Source organism: Flagellimonas pacifica (assembly GCF_900215465.1).
Lineage (GTDB): Bacteria > Bacteroidota > Bacteroidia > Flavobacteriales > Flavobacteriaceae > Flagellimonas > Flagellimonas pacifica.
Window position 1 is genome coordinate 380549 of sequence record NZ_OBEH01000002.1, and the last position, 16683, is coordinate 397231.

A 16683-nucleotide genomic window follows, 5' to 3' on the forward strand; every position below is an offset into this window, starting at 1 on the left:
CATGATGGTACAACACAATGTAAAGATAATTGTAAAGATATTGGTGCTTGCACTCATTCCTATTATGGGATATTCACAAAATTCTACCCCAGAATTGGAAAGTTATGCTCCGGTATCTCCCAATGCAGCCAGCTTAGGTCAGTATGGCTTGTTTCCAGCCAATCATAATTTGGGTACCGTAAATGCCGGTGTGCCCATTTATACCATAAACACCGGGAAACAAACTATGGATATTAGCTTAAGCTACAATACCAAGGGTATCAGAGTAAATGAATTGGCTTCATGGGTCGGTTTGGGATGGACGTTGAATGCGGGAGGCGCTATAATTAGGAATACAAAAGGAATTCCGGAAAATATTAAAGCAACCTCAGATATTATTGATTTGAACAATGCGGCTTTTAACCAAACCAATTATGACTATATGTTTAGAGTTTGGTCTGGGCAGAAAGATAGTCAGACAGATGAATTTATCATAAATGCCCCTGGTATATCAGGTACATTTTATTTTGATTTTAGTAATGGGAATAGTATTGTTTTTTCGGATCGGACAAAAGCAAACGTAACTATTGTATCAAGCACTGAGATTGAAGTTGTCAGAACAGATGGAACTACCTTACGTTTTGGAACAGCATTGGATAATCATGATGCTACAGAGATTTCTACAATACCAGCCAACAACTATATAAATGCGTATGACTATGTAAGTGCATGGTATCTTACAGAGATGATATCACCTAAGGGAGATGTCATTAAGTTCAAATATAAAGCCAAAAACAATACAGGAGACTACCCCGTGGCTGGTGGAGAAAGTGTTGTTCAACCTTCGGCTGAGTCGGTAAAAGGAACTTATCCCAATATACGGTACAGTGATAAAAAATATCTTGAGCGGATTGAATTTGAAAATGGGCATGTGTTGTTCAATTCAGCATTGGGAAGACAAGATTTGGATGATGAATATCGTTTGGATAACATAAAAGTGTATTCCGGAAATTTTGGGGGGGCAAACGTAACATTGGTTGAAGAATACACGTTCAATTATAGCTATTTTACTAGGTCTGGAGGTAGTTACCCTGATGGACATTGGGGAGCACTTGGTAGTGCCTTTACCGGCACAAGATTGGTTAATAGTAGAACCAAATCCTTAAAGTTGGACAAGGTAATAATAGGTAAAAATGGAGTTGGTCATGAATATGCCTTTGAATACAATAGTACGACGTTACCGTTAAGAGGCTCTACAAAGCAAGATCAATGGGGATATGCAAATACAAATACGGGCAGTTTGCTATTACCTACAAGCGGAACTTTTTCCACAACCAGTTCCTTGGGAGCAGCAGGACCTCCTATAAGTTATAATGTGGGAACAGGAGATAGGAATGGGAATGAGAGCAAAATGAAAGCTGCTTCCCTTCAAAAAATAACCTATCCTACAGGTGGATATACCGTATTTGAATATGATACTTATACGCATACCTATCAAACAACCGAGCAGGTAGAGGTAGGTAAAAATGCATCTGTTGTGGCGTATGGAACGGGATGTAATTCCAATTATGGCTCTTCAGAAGCAAATACCTCGTTTACCGTGGGAAGTCAATATGTGGACGGAAGTGGTAAACTACACATCTATTTCGCCCCGGTTACCGCACATGGCAATGGATTTACCCGCGCAGAATATGACAATCAAGTATACTCGGGTCCTACAAATGGATCAATGGCGGAGTTAAGTTATACCGTGGACGTAGATTTTAGCACCGGTATGCACACTTTAGAGGCATACCAGTATGGTTCAGGTAATTTTTCAGCTTATGGATGTCCCATTACCAGTATAATGGCTACTTGGCGGGAATATGACGGAACTACCAACACCATAACCCACAATGATGTTTATGGAGGCCTACGGATAAAATCTATTAAAAACTATGATGGGGTTTCAAGTACTCCGGTAGCTATAAAAGAGTTTGAATATGAGGGAGTCAATGTGTTGCAACCTAAAAAGAGTAGAGGTGAGACTAGCTTTTTCTTAAATAACAACAGACAACTTAATCAACTGATCTCTACAAATGTTGTCTATGACAACAATATAGGAAGCAGACCTGTTGTGGAATACGGAAAAGTTACTGAATATAACATAAGTATTAGTGATGCCAGTGATAATGGAAAAACAGTATATTATTACAACACTGTTGCTTCTCGTAGACTGTTGGAGTTGGGTTCCCCAATACCTTTTAAACACCCTCAGTTTGATATTACAGATATAGATGAATACGGTTTGTTGACTGTTCTTTTTGACAATGCTCTAAACACAGATACTTATTCCTTTTTTAGAACAGATAATTGGCGTTATGGAACCTTGGATAAAAAAGAAATCTATAAAAACACGGGAACGATACAAAACCCTTCGTATACAAAGGTCAGTACAACCGAGAATCAATATACAGAACAGGTAACATCTGACATTAAGATCAATTTGATTTCAAAAATCTATTTGGGTCCAGATTTCGATGATGGGCTGTGGGTTGGGCCTAGTAGCAACCATATTTATGGACGAAATAATTATCACTTTAGCTATTTTGTCGGTGAAATTTCTTTGGGCAGAAAAGCACTTTCGCAGACAATCACGAAAGATTATGACGTAAATGGTAGTAACCCAGTAATAAAGACCACCAACTACTTCTATGAAAATCTCAATCATTTGCTGCCCACTAAAACTGAAACTACAAACAGCAGGGGAGAGTTGTTAAAAACAACTACATCGTATGCTCACGATGTGGGAAATCAAACCTTAATAAATAAGAATAGAATTGCAGAACCTATTCAGGTTAAAAGCTTTAAAAAGATTGGAACCAACCCAGAAAAGCAACTCAGTGAACACAGGACAATCTATAACTCTTTTGGTTCTAACTATCTACCTGAATATATAAGAACCTCAAAAGGTAATGGAACCCTCGAAAACCGTATTGTATATCATGATTATGACAGTAAAGGAAACCCGTTGCAAGTAAATAAGGAGAGTGGAGCTCCAATAAGTTATATCTGGGGATATGGTGAGCAATATCCAGTGGCAAAAGTTGAAAACGCAACCCATGCGCAGGTCGTTGCCACTTTAACACCTGGTGAGTTGACCGATGTTAAAAATGGAATTGCTAATGAAGCTACGATGAGAAGCACACTTAACAAGATAAGATCTGGACTACCTAATGCCCTTGTAACCACGTACACCTATGATCCCCTTGTTGGTGTCACGAGCACCACGGACCCCGGCGGCCGGACCATCTATTATGTGTACGATAGTTTCAACCGCCTCAAGGAGGTCAGGGACCAGAACAACGAACTGGTGACGGATTATGAGTACCACTACAAAAATCAATAAGGAGATGAAAAAGTATATCACGATAATCTTGTTTTTGCTGGCCCTTCAAGTTGGCCATGCGCAGACCCCGGAGACGATAGTGAAGCAGGGCAGTTACACGGTAACGGGAATGGACACCCTTATAGCGATACAGAGCGTTACGCTAAAGCCCAATACCTGGCTCAAATCTGGTAGCAATGTTACCATAACGGTACTTGGCAATTCCACGGCGGAATACCCCTATGAGGCCATAACGCTGAGCGATGAGAACTACATCTTCACCCGTAGCTATCAGAAGGGAATGACAAGTTTTAATGCATCCACGTCCAAGGAAGGTGACGTTTTGGAGTCGGTCACGTACTTTGACGGTCTGGGCCGGCCGATGCAACGGATGGCGCTCAAGGCCTCTGATGATGTCAAGGACATCGTCACCCATGTAAGCTATGACGATTATGGGAGGCAGGACAAGGAGTGGCTTCCCTACCCTGAGCCGACGGGAAGCATTGGCAGTTATCGTGGAAATGTGGAAACACCCACCCAACAATATTACCAGAGCAACTATGGGAGTGACTTCACCGGGCTCTCCACGGGCAACGTGAACGCCTATTCCCAGAAGGAGTTCGAGCCCTCGCCCTTGAACCGTATCATGGAACAGGGGGCGCCGGGCAAGGACTGGAAAGTAGGCAACGGGCATGAGATAGAATTTGGCTACGAATCCAACGCCGCCAACGAGGTGAGGCGCTACAAGGTCACCCTTTCCTTTTCCAACAACACCTATACACCAACCTTGGTGGCCGATGGCCATTATGGGGCAGATGAGCTGTACAAGAACATCACCAGGGACGAGAACCACAGTAATGGCACGAACCATACTACGGAGGAGTTCACGGACAAACAAGGACGGGTGGTGCTCAAGCGTACCCATAACAACGGGGACCACGATACCTACTACGTGTACGACGATTATGGCAACCTCACCTATGTACTGCCACCAAAGGTGTTGCACGACAGCAGTATATCCTCCACGGAGCTCTCCGAGCTCTGCTACCAGTACAGATATGACCACCGCAACCGCTTGGTGGAGAAGAAGATTCCCGGCAAGGGATGGGAGCACATCGTGTACAACAAGCTGGACCAACCGATTATGACGCAGGATGCCAACTTGGATGCCCAGAACAAATGGCTCTTTACCAAGTACGATGCCTTTGGACGTGTTGCCTATACGGGATTGGTCAACAGTAGTGGTTCCAGGACAACGCACCAGGGCAATGCGGATGGTACCAGCGTACAATTTGTGTCCGGAAGCACATCTTCCACCTCAGTTGGAGGAACTTCGGTGCACTATTCAGGCAATGGCAGCGTATATCCCACCAGTGGGATCACCGAACTGCACACCATCAATTATTATGATCGCTATGTGGACAGTAACGGTCTCAGTGTGCCTTCGTCGGTATTGGGGCAGTCCACGGCAAGCGGCAATGCCCTAAAAGGGCTGGCCACAGTAAGCAAGGTATGGGTGCTCACCACAAATGACTGGATCACGACCATAACAGGCTATGATACCAAGGGGAGGGCCGTGTACAATGCAAGCAAGAACAACTACCTAAGTACTATCGATGTGGTGGAGACCAGACTGGACTTTGGGGGCAAGGCCATTGAGACCAAGGCCACCCATACCAAGGGCAGCGATCTAGCGATAGTGACCACCGACAATTTTACCTACGACCATATGGCAAGGTTGTTAAAACAGGAGCAGACCCTTGGGGGAAGTACCGAAACGATCTTGGAGAACACTTATGACGGTATCGGGCAGTTGATCACCAAGGAAATAGGTGGCGGCCTGCAGATGGTGGACTACGATTACAATGTGAGGGGGTGGCTCAAGCAGATCAACGACCCGAACAACCTGGGGAGCGACCTTTTTGCCTTTGATATCAACTACAACACGGCGGACCATGGCGGCACGGCCCTCTTTAATGGCAACATAGCGGAGACGGAGTGGCGGACGGCCAACACGGACGGCAACCTTAAATGGTACCGGTACGGTTACGATGCGCTTAACAGGATTACCAGCGCCACCGCAAACAGTAGTAACTACAATGTCTCCAACATCGACTATGACAAGAACGGTAACATAGGGACCCTTACAAGGAACGGATGGCAGAACGGGAGCTATTCCAATATGGACGTGCTGGACTACGACTATTTCAACAGCGAGACCAGCAACAGGCTCTACAAAGTGCGTGACGATGGGAACGATGGCCACGGCTTCAAGGATAGCTCTGCTGATGACCAGGACTATTGGTACGATGCCAACGGGAACATGACCAAGGACGACAACAAGGGCATAAGCTCGATAGCGTACAACCATTTGAATTTGCCCGTCTCGGTGACCCTGCCCGGCGGTACAATTTCGTATATTTACGATGCCGTGGGCACCAAGTTGAAGAAGACCGCGGGAAGTTCTGTGACAGAATATGCCGGTAATTACATCTATGAGAACGGCCAATTGCAAATGTTCCCGCACCCCGAGGGGTACGTTGAGCCCGATGGCTCGGGAGGCTACGATTATGTCTATCAATACAAAGATATATGGGATAATGTAAGATTAACATATTCTGATACGGATGGCAATGGCTCTATCGACCCAGATACGGAAATCTTGAGAGAGCAAAATTACTATCCTTATGGTCTCGAACATCGTGGATATAATAATATTATTCAAGGTGTGAAGAATGATTTTAAACAGTATCAAAGCCAAGAGTTTACAGATGATTTAGGATTGAATATCCACGAATGGAAGTACCGTATCAGCGACCCTGCAATCGGACGTTTTTGGCAAATTGATCCGTTGGCCGAGGACTACCCATATAACTCAACTTATGCGTTCCAAGAAAACAAGATGGGAATGGGTGTTGAGTTGGAAGGTTTAGAACTCGGAAATTTTCCTTTTGATGGAAGTGGTATAGCAAGAGCTTTTGAGTCAACGATAAATAAAGTCAGCAACTTTTTAGGGTTAGATAAAATTGAACCTGTTGTAGAAGCTTCGGGAGATGCTACACTTGGGCTTCAGGCTGGATTTAAGGTTAAAGCAGGAGCTGTAGGTGTAGATGTAGATGTTAATGCTATAAATTTTGAATTAGTTTCTGGTCAAGCAGATTTAACAGACCCTTTAAATCCAGATTCGTATACAGGAGACCATATTGGCAATAATGGAGATGCTAAATTTTCTCATAGTATCGGAGCAACAGTAGATGTGGTAGGATATCCTGTGGTAGGTGGTGATATATCAGCAACATATCGTTCAGAAGGAGATGCAAATGTAGATGGAGGTCTTTACTTTGTAGCACCAATAACAGAAACAAAATCAAGGTCTGGAGGAAACAATACAAGTAGTCTTAATGTCCCTAATGGGCCTTCATCTGATGTCAAAACAGGCAAGCAAGATAATTTTTATGGTGTAAACCTTGGATTAGGTGCAACTTTAGGATTAGGACTTAATGTGAACTTAAAAATTGGAATAAATATCAATGATTAAAAAATATATTTTACTTATAGTTATCATAACAATAATATCTTGTAAAGATGAATCAAAGCAAGTCAAATTGAACAATCCAAATAAAAGTTCGGATATAAAACAAGAGTATTATGCTAATGGTAATGTCAAATTAAGAGCAGAATTAAAAGAAGGAATAGAACACGGAGCTTATTTTAAGTACTTTAAAAATCAAACAGTAGAAGAATCTGGTGTTAAAATCAAAGGAAAGAAAAATGGTCTATGGAAATACTACGATTCTTTAGGTAAAATAAAATCAGCAAAACATTTTTACAACGATAGCTTGGTTTATAATTTGGATACCAGCGATTTTGAGTACCGTTCAAAAATAATAGATGCTGTTTTGCAAGTAGAAATACCTGAAAAATGGACAGTAATTAAAGATGCCCAAACCCCTGTTTTGTTAGCTTTAAAGAAAGAATGTGAAAAAGATATTCCTTTCTGTCCTAATTTAACCATTACGTATGAATCATCTATCAATACAAGTGAAATTGAGACTTACTTGAAGAAGAACGATGATGTTTTAAAATCAAGCCTAAATAATTATAAAGTGCTTAAAAAACGGGAATATGTTTTTGAGGATAACACATACTTTGAGAAAGTTTATATTGGAAGTTCCCAAGGCATAAATATTGGAGGTATTACTACGTGGATTTTCAGTAATAAAAGAACCTATATAATAACAGGTCTTGCTTTAAACGAGAAAGAAAATTCTTTTCTTAAATATGAAGGATTGTTTAAAGATATTATTAATGAAATAAAGCTTAAAAGAAAATAATCTTATTTTTCAAGCAGTTTTTTTCCTTTAGTGAGCCAAAGAATAGGTCCGATAAATCCTATCATAACAATAAGTATCCAAGTTGTTTTTGAGCCATTAAACTGTTTTGTTAGTATAAGGTAAATAGCTCTAAAAGTTGTAATTACTGACCAAAATGCAATAATTAGAAATAGTATTATTAATATAGGCTTCATAAATTTTTTAAGCGTAAGCTTCTTTAGTTTTAAAATCACGAATAAGCGCATCTAACAGGATATAGATGTGCTTTTTGTTATCATCAGATAATTTAGAAATATCCTCTACACGTTTTAAGGTCTCTGTATCAAGTTCCAAATCTGTATTACCAACAAGGAAATCCAAACTCACTTTTAAGGCATTGGCAATCTTGTTGGCCATGTCAATGGTTGGTTTAACTTCATCACGCTCATATCTTCCATAGGCATCGCCATTAATGTTGATTATTTTACCAACATCCGCTTGGGACATCTTACGTCTCTTTCTAACAATCGCCAAACGTTCACCAAAAGTCATAAATGTATGTTTTATACAGCATTTAGTAAAAAATGTCAAATATACAAACAATATTTGTAGGATAAAATTAAGTTATGTTTGGTTCTTTCATAAAGATATTATAGTTTTGCTACATATATGTAGGAATAAAATATTTTTATAGGATTAGTTAAATGAATCAAATACCCCCGCTACCGCTAGTCTGTGACTAGTGGAATGAAGCAAGAGTAAACAGAAATAAAAACCACGGCATTACTGCCGTGGTTTTTTATAGAATAAATTTATCAAATGCCATCGTTCATGAAATATCTTCAAAGAAATCCCCCGCTCCCGCTAGTTTATAACTAGTGGCGTAGCATTACTGCCGTGGTTTTTTATAGAATAAATTTATCAAATGCCATCGTTCATGAAATATCTTCAAAAAAATCCCCCGCCCCCGCTCCCGCTAGTTTATAACTAGTGGCGTACAAGAGTAAACAAAACATGATAAACATGAGCCAGTTCTTATTTATAAGCTGGCTTTTACATCTCCATAACGATGGTTGGTTAAGGTTTAAAATTTTGCCCATCGAACGAATCCCAAAAAAGGAAAACCTCCATGTTTCTTCTCTAAGAAAATCATGAAATTTTGGTTGTTTACAGCTAAAAACTAAAGTGCTGTTTCTACATAAAATTTTGATAATCAAACATTTAAATTTTATTGGGTAAAATGCTTGTATAAAAAATGTTTTCATCACATATTTTAGTAAGTATTTTCTTACTTTTAAAATGATGATATCCAGTTTCAACAATTCTTCTTTCAATGCAGGCCACACTATTATTTTCACTTGGACCATCACATGGTTTAAGTTGTTCAATTGTTTCTTCAAAACTTTTCCTCTTTAATATATATAATATGAAAATCAAAATCTTACCACTTTTACTTTTTACCACTTTGGCAGTCAACGCGCAGGTACATGAAAGCGCTAATGGCGATGTAGGGATAGGAACTACAACCCCAGAAACAAAAATTCATGTTCTAAAGGACAATGTTGGTGTAAAATCCACCTATTCAGATTTTGTTCTTGAAGCTATCGATTCTCAAATAGACATTATATCAAATTCTTCCGGAACCTGGGGTTCTGCCTTGAATTTAATAGAAGGAAATACATCTTCCAATACGGATGTTTGGTCCATAGCAAGGCAGACAACTAGCGGGAACGGAGATTCCAGTCTTCAATTCAATTTTGGAAATGCCAATAGGCATGACAATCCAAACAAAGTGACCTTTACTTCCAGTGGCAAAGTGGGTATAGGCACCACTGCACCCGATGAGATGCTAAAAGTAAATGGAACTGCCAGCATTAGTGGGAATATAGGTGTTTCCAGCGGTTCTCATTGGATAACAGGGAACCACACTTTGGAACTTCAGAATAGCGACGCTGGAGATGTGGTTCTATCCTTTCATAGGGCGGGACATACCAATGCAGCGATTAAGCATTCTGCATTGGGAGGATTGATTTTTTCGGGATCAGGAGCCTATGATGCCAACCATGCATACCTAAAAAGCAACGGGTATTTTGGAATTGGCACTACAAACCCAGATTCCAAACTCACTGTAAAGGGCAATATCCATGCAGAGGAGGTCAAGGTAGATCTCTCCGTTCCTGCCCCTGATTATGTTTTTAAAGAGGATTATAACCTTAGATCCTTAGAGGAAGTCCAAAACTATATTAAAGAATTTGGGCACCTGCCCAATATTCCTTCGGCCAAAACAATGGAGGCTAATGGTATTCAATTAGGCGAGATGAACATGAAGCTCTTGGAGAAAATTGAGGAGTTGACACTTTATACTTTGGAGCAAGAAAGGAAAATTGAAAAACTAGAGATTTCAAACAAGAGAATTGCCTTTTTGGAAAAAACGGTCGAAAAACTTTTAAAAGATAAAGAATGAGAATATTCAGATATGCGGTTATGGTTTTTTTGCTTAACCAGTCAATCCATGCCCAATGGGATACAACAACAGTAAGTAATGAGGTAAGTACCACTGATGAAATAGTAGGGCCAGTCTTGCGATTGAGCAATGAAGTAAGGATTCCGAATGCTTTTATTGCAACCGACCCAACAATAGGGACATTGGATAACGCAGCTTATGGAATTAACCTACATAAAACCAGTGGTATAGGGTTTGCTTTTAATGGTATCCATAAAATGGTTTTTAAACCAAATGGTAATGTGGGTATAGGAACCACAAATCCCGATTCAAAATTAAAAGTTATTGGAACCACAACTATTGGCGGGAAATGGAATCCAGGCAATAGCATTTTCACCATTCATGATGGTGCCAATTCCATTATTATGGATACCAATGAAATTTATGGGCACAGTACACTTTTTGTAGGGACCAAAAATGGAGATATCATGAGACTGAGAACTGTGACCGATACTGGTGCCACGGATAAGGTGGTTTTTAAAGGGAATGGAGATGTGGGTATAGGAACCAACTCTCCACAAGGAAAATTACATGCTTCAGCGGGTACAACAGGTGATGCCATATTTAGGTTGGAGGCAGATACTGATAACAATAACGAATCGGACAACCCTTTGATTCAATTAAGACAGGATGGTGGTTTGCTGGGAGTCAACATTGGTTATTCTGAAGAAAATTTTGGAGGGAACATTTTTGGAATAGGTACAAGATATAGTGGTCAAGAAAGTTGGGATGCCCTTACTATAAACACCTCAAATGGAAATGTTGGAATTGGGACAAAAAATGCAGGTTCTTGGAAACTTGCTATAAAAGGCAAAATCCGGGCCGAAGAAATTAAAGTGGAAACTGGTTGGGCAGATTATGTCTTTAAAGAAAACTACAATCTTCCCACACTAGTGGAAGTGGAAAAACACATTCAGGAAAAAGGACATCTGATTAATATCCCATCGGCGAAAGAAGTGAAAGAAAATGGTATTCAACTTGGAGAGATGAGCAAATTATTGTTGGAGAAGATTGAGGAACTCACCCTTTATACCCTACAACAGCAAAAACAACTGAATGAAAAGAAACAAGGGCTAAAAAAAATGGAGATAGAACTCACCCAGATTAAATTAATAATGACTGAGCAAGAAGAGCGATTGCAAAAACTTGAGCAAATTTTAAACCAGAACCAATCAGAATAATGAACTTAAAAATTGAATTGGCAATACTACTTTGTATAAGCTTCTTACTTATACCAACAAAAACTAGTTCTCAACACCTTGTTCCAGAGAACGAGATAAGGTTTTCGGAAAGCAGAGGATTTGATTATGATCCAAATACAGATTCGGTCTATTTCAACGATTACAATAATGGTAAGGTCATAACTTTTGGTATTGGGGGCAACATTAGCAATAATGGATTCTTAAGTACTCAAGGTACCATATGGGCAATAGGAAATAAAATAAGGTTTTCAGAAGACAGAGGGTTTGATTATGACCCAAATACCGATTCGGTTTATTTTAATGACTACAATAATGGGCAGGTCGTAACCTTTGCGCATGGAGGCAGTGTGGGGATAGGAACTACAGCACCTTCCTCAAAACTACATATTAAAAACCCAAACGGTGGAGCAGCACTGGCTGTAGAAAGAGGGGGGAAAAGCTGGAATTTCTCAATTCAGCATACAGGAAATAATCTATTTATAAATAACTCTTCAAATCCGTCTACTTTTTTTACCTATACAAATACAGGAAGGTTTGGAATTGGTACAACTTCACCAGATTCAGAGTTGGCGGTAAATGGAAACATCCATGCAAAAGAAGTAAAGGTAGACCTAATAGGATGGCCAGATTACGTATTCAAAGAAGAATATGATGTGCCCACTCTTGAAGAAGTGGAAAAATACATTCATGAAAATGGCCATCTAATCAATATCCCATCAGCAGAGGAGGTAGAAGAAAATGGTATCCAACTTGGTGAGATGAACAGACTGTTGTTGGAGAAGATTGAGGAATTGACTCTTTATGTACTTGAATTAAAAAAAGAAAATGAAATACAACAGCAGGAAATAGAAAACCTAAAAAATAACAACAATGAGAAACCACAAGATTAAGATTTTCAATTTTGGAATAGGTCTGTTCCTATTTTTATTAATAAGTGCCCAAGAGAGTTTTTCCCAAAATCAGTATCCCACAAATTCAGATGTAATCATGGATGGGTACAGTCTTCGTTTTAAAATTCCATCTACAACGGGTGGATGGGCGCGCGGAACCCATTTTTATAATCCAACCGGTACCACTAAATGGGGTGGAGTTGGATTGTATGGTGTTGGTTCAGCACAGGAAAGAATATACCTGGCTCATGGGACCAGTCCCCATGCATCACTGCTTGGCATGCACATTTTAACTTCGGGTAATGTGGGGATAGGAACAATTAATCCATTGGGGAAACTTGAAATTAAAGGTGGTTCGGGAGAGCAGTCACAAGGACAGATTCATTTGGTTGGGAATGGGGAAACTGGCCCTGGAGATGCCTACATAAGTTTTTATGAGGGCTCCGAATCCGGTTCAAAATGGTCTGTAGGTGTTAAAGATAATGACAATGCATTTTCCATATCCCATGGGCTGACCATGGACGCTGCCCCTAAACTTGTTATTAAGGATGTAACGGGGTATGTTGGTATTGGCACTGCCAGCCCAACGGGTAAGTTACAAGTTAAAGGAGAAGGTGGAGAACAATCGCAAGGCCAGATTCATTTAGTGGGAAACGGCGAATCCGGACCTGGAGATGCCTATATCAGTTTTTTTGAAGGATCTGAGTCTAATTCAAAATGGTCCGTAGGTGTAAAGGATAATGGTAATGCATTTTCTATATCCCATGGATTGACAATGGATGCTGCACCTAAAATGGTGATTACGGATGTTACAGGAAATGTGGGAATTGGGACTTCTAATCCCGGCACATGGAAATTGGCTGTTAAGGGAAAAATCCGAGCAGAGGAAATCAAGGTGGAGACGGGTTGGGCGGATTATGTTTTTAAAGAAGATTATGTTTTGCCCACGCTGGAAGAAGTAGAAAGGCATATCCAAGAAAAAGGTCACCTGATCAACATTCCTTCAGCTAAAGAAGTGGAGAAAAATGGTATCCATCTTGGAGAGATGAACAAACTGCTCTTGGAAAAGATTGAGGAGTTGACGCTATATACCCTACAACAACAAAAGCAATTATCCTTACAAAAAGAAAAGAACAAAAGTTTGGAAGAAAGGCTTCTAAAACTGGAAAAATATCTAACCAATAGTAAAAAATGATTTCTATGCGATTTTTAAAATTAGTATTGTGTTTAATACCAATGTTTGGTTTTGCCCAAAATAGTAATCAACTTGATGGCATATTTCCTCCTTCGCCAGAAGCAAGTGCCATGGCAGAATACGCCAAAATTCCAGTTGATCTATATACTGGTTTAGCTCAAATTAACTTACCACTTTTGGAACTAAAAGGAAAGAATCTTAACATCCCCATATCAATAACTTACCATTCGGCAGGTAATAAAGTTAACGAGATTGCAAGTTCAATAGGACTTGGTTGGTCGCTTAATGCTGGAGGAGTTATAACCCGAACAGTACGGGGAAAACCTGACGATCACGAAGATGGATATGTTGGAACTAACCAAAGAGGTCAAAATGTAGATTACATTTTTGATCAAATAAAACCATATTTCAACACATTTAGTTTCAACACCTGGGATGCTCAACCCGATGTATACTTTTTTAACTTTCTTGGACAAACTGGAAGATTTGTACTCAGCGCAACTGGAGAAGTTATTATGACACCAGAAAGAGACTTTAAAATCTTGCCAGCCTTTGGGCCAATGAGCACAAATAATTATTGGACTATAATTGATAAAAATGGGATTAAGTACAAATTTGGTGTTAACAATTTAGAGAAAGAAGAAGGTAAAACGGTTTCCACGTTTGGATCATCTGTCAGTACAACAGAAGATTACATCGCATCATGGTACTTAAGTGCCATTGAAATGCCAGATGGAGAACTATTTACTTTTGAATATGTTCAAAGAGGGGATTTGGTTTACGAGACCAGTCTAGAGTTATATACCACCTCGGCACTTTTTGGAAATGGATACGGAAATGTGACCAATGTAACTGACGTCAATAATCATAAAACTTTAAGTAAAATATCTTCAAGATATGGAAGAGTTGATATTGTCAGCGTTGCGGATAGAAATGATCTAGCTAATGCAACCAAAATTACCGAACTTAAACTTTACAACCATTCAGGTAGTTTAATTAAAACTATTAAACTTAATCAGGACTATTTTACATCTAAAGAAAATTGTAGTCAACCTGAATGTAAAAGACTCAAACTTAAAAGTGTTAGTGAAGAGTATAGGTATCTTAAAAGCATAAAGAAGTATGAATTTGATTATAATTCAACCAAATTGCCACGTAGGGACTCTCCTGAAATTGATCATTGGGGCTACTATAATTCAAATGGACAAGCAAACTTAATTTCAAGAAACGCTCCGAATGATATCAATATTCATAGAACACCTAATGAATCTGCTGCTAAGGCAAGAATTCTTGAAAAAATAACATATTCTACGGGCGGATGGACTCTATTTAATTATGGACTTAATCAGTGGAATAATTCTAGTTCGAATATAGATTCTGGTGGGCTTAGAATTGAAAGTCAAGAGGATAATGACAATTTTGGGAATTCTGTTGTTACAAATTACAACTATGTACATGAAGGAACGACCAACAGTTCAGGTACTGAATATTCAAAACCTATTTACAAAAACAGCTGGAAGTCCGTAAGTTCTTTTATAAAACCTGATGGGTATTCACAGCCGACGTATGATGGCGGATTTAGGACACAATCTTCTTCGCTAAGTGAGTTGTTCGACCTTAATGGAGCTGCAGTATCCTATGGAGAGGTAATTGTGGAATATGCTGACGGAAGCAAGGAAATTAACAAATATTCGGATTTGATCAGTAATGGTGATCCATATTCCAATGATAATTATTTTAGAACGCATAGCAGGCAAACTATAGGCACTGTGACTAATATTCTTGAATATACCTCTCCTTTGGGAAAACCTTTTGGCCCACCAACCAAAAGAAAGGCATACCAACGGGGTATGTTGACAGAGAAAGTAGTAAAAGACCCAAGTGGTAATAAAACATATCAAATTAATAACATTTACCAACCCAATTCCAGTAATTTAAAAAGTACACCGGGTTATGCCTTTGACCAAATTTACTTGTATAAGGAATATGCTCCAGATCCATTTGGAAATCCTCATCATTATGCAAATGAATTTCAATACTATGTTAGCAAGTATTTGGAGACCAATGAGAGTTATCGCGTAACACAGTCTACCGAAAAAACTTTTGACGGAGCTAATAGTCTAACTTCTATTACGGATTACACATACACCAACCAAAAACCCACTATTGTTAAAACCCAAACTGCTAGTTTTAGTAATGGAGATGTGGGTAAGGTATCCTATACTTATCCGTTTGAGTTAACAGGTACGATCAATAACAGATTTACACAAAACAACCAAATTTCGGACTATGTTGAAAAGTTTGATTATATCAATAACGTGCAACAAGGTCATGAAGAACGGATTTTTGGATACAATACTTTTGGCTATACCAACAATGGAGGTACACCTTTACCTAAGCAGACCAACTTTAAAAAGAAAAACCTTAATGCCTATACGAATCTTGTGGTGGATCGATATGATTCATACGGCAATGTGTTGCAATATCACGGCAATGACAATGTGCCAATAAGTATTATATGGGGTTATGGTAACCGATATCCAGTGGTTAAGGTTGTAAATGCCACGTACAGTGATGCAACAGATAGTGGCATAGGTCTTAACATGTCAATTCTAAATGCTAGTAGCTCTAGTTCAAACGCTTTGCGTGCAGAAATTAATAAAATTAGAAATCATACTACTATGGCAGAGGCAAAGGTTACTGGTTATACCTATGTGCCTTTGATGGGGGTTACAAGTATTACGGATCCCAGGGGGTATTTGACAACCTACGAGTATGATGATTTCAATCGTCTTCAATATATTAAGGATCAAGATGGTTATTTGGTTTCTGAAAACCAGTACCACTATTTAGCACAGTACAATGGTAATGGGAGTTCAGCTAATCAACTCATAGTAGGTGTTACTTATGGCGCTTCATCGGATACGTATCAAGATTTTATTGCTTCAGCCAGCGGTGGGACGGGCATATATACATATAAATGGTACAAAGGAATTGGCACCAGCAGTTCCAATTTTGAATCTACACATTCAGGTACAACTTCCACATTTCGTTTAAATGTGTCTTGCAGTACTTATCAATGGGTAAAATTGGTAACCACTAGTGGAGGATTGACTTCAACAAGAATCATTCGCAGCAACAACACTCCTTGCTCTAGCGGAGGGGGAGGTGGAAGCAGTGGCGGTGGAGGACAAAACCAGCAATAAACCAATGACAACTTTAAAAAACAATACC

The 16683-nt window shown here is 39.4% G+C and carries 9 protein-coding genes; 8 read left to right on the forward strand and 1 reads right to left on the reverse strand.

The genetic code is table 11. The annotated features are described in order from the left end of the window. Position 1: 1 nt before the first annotated feature. The 3 genes from CRO15_RS07335 to CRO15_RS07345 are packed head-to-tail and all read left to right on the forward strand — an operon-like array spanning position 2 to position 7680. A complete protein-coding gene (locus CRO15_RS07335; protein ID WP_097045160.1) occupies positions 2–3367 on the forward strand; it encodes a SpvB/TcaC N-terminal domain-containing protein in 3366 nt (1121 codons plus the stop codon). Positions 3368–3371: 4 nt separating this feature from the next. Beyond that, positions 3372–6884 (forward strand): DUF6443 domain-containing protein, encoded by a 3513-nt coding sequence (locus tag CRO15_RS07340; RefSeq protein WP_133067229.1) that lies wholly within the window; start codon positions 3372–3374, stop codon positions 6882–6884. Continuing rightward, a complete protein-coding gene (locus CRO15_RS07345) occupies positions 6877–7680 on the forward strand; it encodes a toxin-antitoxin system YwqK family antitoxin (protein ID WP_097045162.1) in 804 nt (267 codons plus the stop codon). Before CRO15_RS07340 ends, CRO15_RS07345 begins: the two co-directional genes overlap by 8 nt. Positions 7681–7881: 201 nt before the next feature. On the opposite strand, the gene CRO15_RS07355 is transcribed toward CRO15_RS07345, so the two are convergent. Next, positions 7882–8211, reverse strand: a complete 330-nt coding sequence (locus tag CRO15_RS07355) for a helix-turn-helix domain-containing protein (RefSeq protein ID WP_097045164.1) — start codon at positions 8209–8211, stop codon at positions 7882–7884. Between the two features lie 874 nt (positions 8212–9085). Here CRO15_RS07355 and CRO15_RS07365 point away from each other — a divergent pair. From CRO15_RS07365 to CRO15_RS07385, 5 genes are read left to right on the forward strand one after another with little or no spacing between them, the layout of a single operon-like run. Next, positions 9086–10123 carry a tail fiber protein gene (locus CRO15_RS07365; protein WP_097045166.1) on the forward strand — a complete coding sequence of 346 codons (1038 nt, stop codon included), beginning with the start codon at positions 9086–9088 and terminating at the stop codon, positions 10121–10123. Beyond that, positions 10120–11343, forward strand: coding sequence for a hypothetical protein (locus CRO15_RS07370; protein ID WP_097045167.1), 1224 nt, complete (start codon positions 10120–10122; stop codon positions 11341–11343). Before CRO15_RS07365 ends, CRO15_RS07370 begins: the two co-directional genes overlap by 4 nt. Then, positions 11343–12254 (forward strand): NHL repeat-containing protein, encoded by a 912-nt coding sequence (locus tag CRO15_RS07375; protein ID WP_097045168.1) that lies wholly within the window; start codon positions 11343–11345, stop codon positions 12252–12254. Before CRO15_RS07370 ends, CRO15_RS07375 begins: the two co-directional genes overlap by 1 nt. Further along, a complete protein-coding gene (locus tag CRO15_RS07380; protein WP_097045169.1) occupies positions 12235–13449 on the forward strand; it encodes a tail fiber protein in 1215 nt (404 codons plus the stop codon). The genes CRO15_RS07375 and CRO15_RS07380 overlap by 20 nt, the downstream gene beginning before the upstream one ends. Before the next feature lie 5 nt (positions 13450–13454). Continuing rightward, complete coding sequence (locus tag CRO15_RS07385; protein ID WP_165769931.1) at positions 13455–16655, forward strand: RHS repeat domain-containing protein; 3201 nt, start codon at positions 13455–13457, stop codon at positions 16653–16655. The last annotated feature ends 28 nt before the right edge of the window (positions 16656–16683 follow it).

Coding starts and splice junctions, on each gene's coding strand:
- CRO15_RS07345 (WP_097045162.1), top strand. CDS start 6,877: ATGATTAAAAAATATATTTTACTTATAGTTATCATAACAATAATATCT.
- CRO15_RS07340 (WP_133067229.1), top strand. CDS start 3,372: ATGAAAAAGTATATCACGATAATCTTGTTTTTGCTGGCCCTTCAAGTT.
- CRO15_RS07370 (WP_097045167.1), top strand. CDS start 10,120: ATGAGAATATTCAGATATGCGGTTATGGTTTTTTTGCTTAACCAGTCA.
- CRO15_RS07355 (WP_097045164.1), bottom strand. CDS start 8,211: ATGACTTTTGGTGAACGTTTGGCGATTGTTAGAAAGAGACGTAAGATG.
- CRO15_RS07385 (WP_165769931.1), top strand. CDS start 13,455: ATGCGATTTTTAAAATTAGTATTGTGTTTAATACCAATGTTTGGTTTT.
- CRO15_RS07375 (WP_097045168.1), top strand. CDS start 11,343: ATGAACTTAAAAATTGAATTGGCAATACTACTTTGTATAAGCTTCTTA.
- CRO15_RS07335 (WP_097045160.1), top strand. CDS start 2: ATGATGGTACAACACAATGTAAAGATAATTGTAAAGATATTGGTGCTT.
- CRO15_RS07380 (WP_097045169.1), top strand. CDS start 12,235: ATGAGAAACCACAAGATTAAGATTTTCAATTTTGGAATAGGTCTGTTC.
- CRO15_RS07365 (WP_097045166.1), top strand. CDS start 9,086: ATGAAAATCAAAATCTTACCACTTTTACTTTTTACCACTTTGGCAGTC.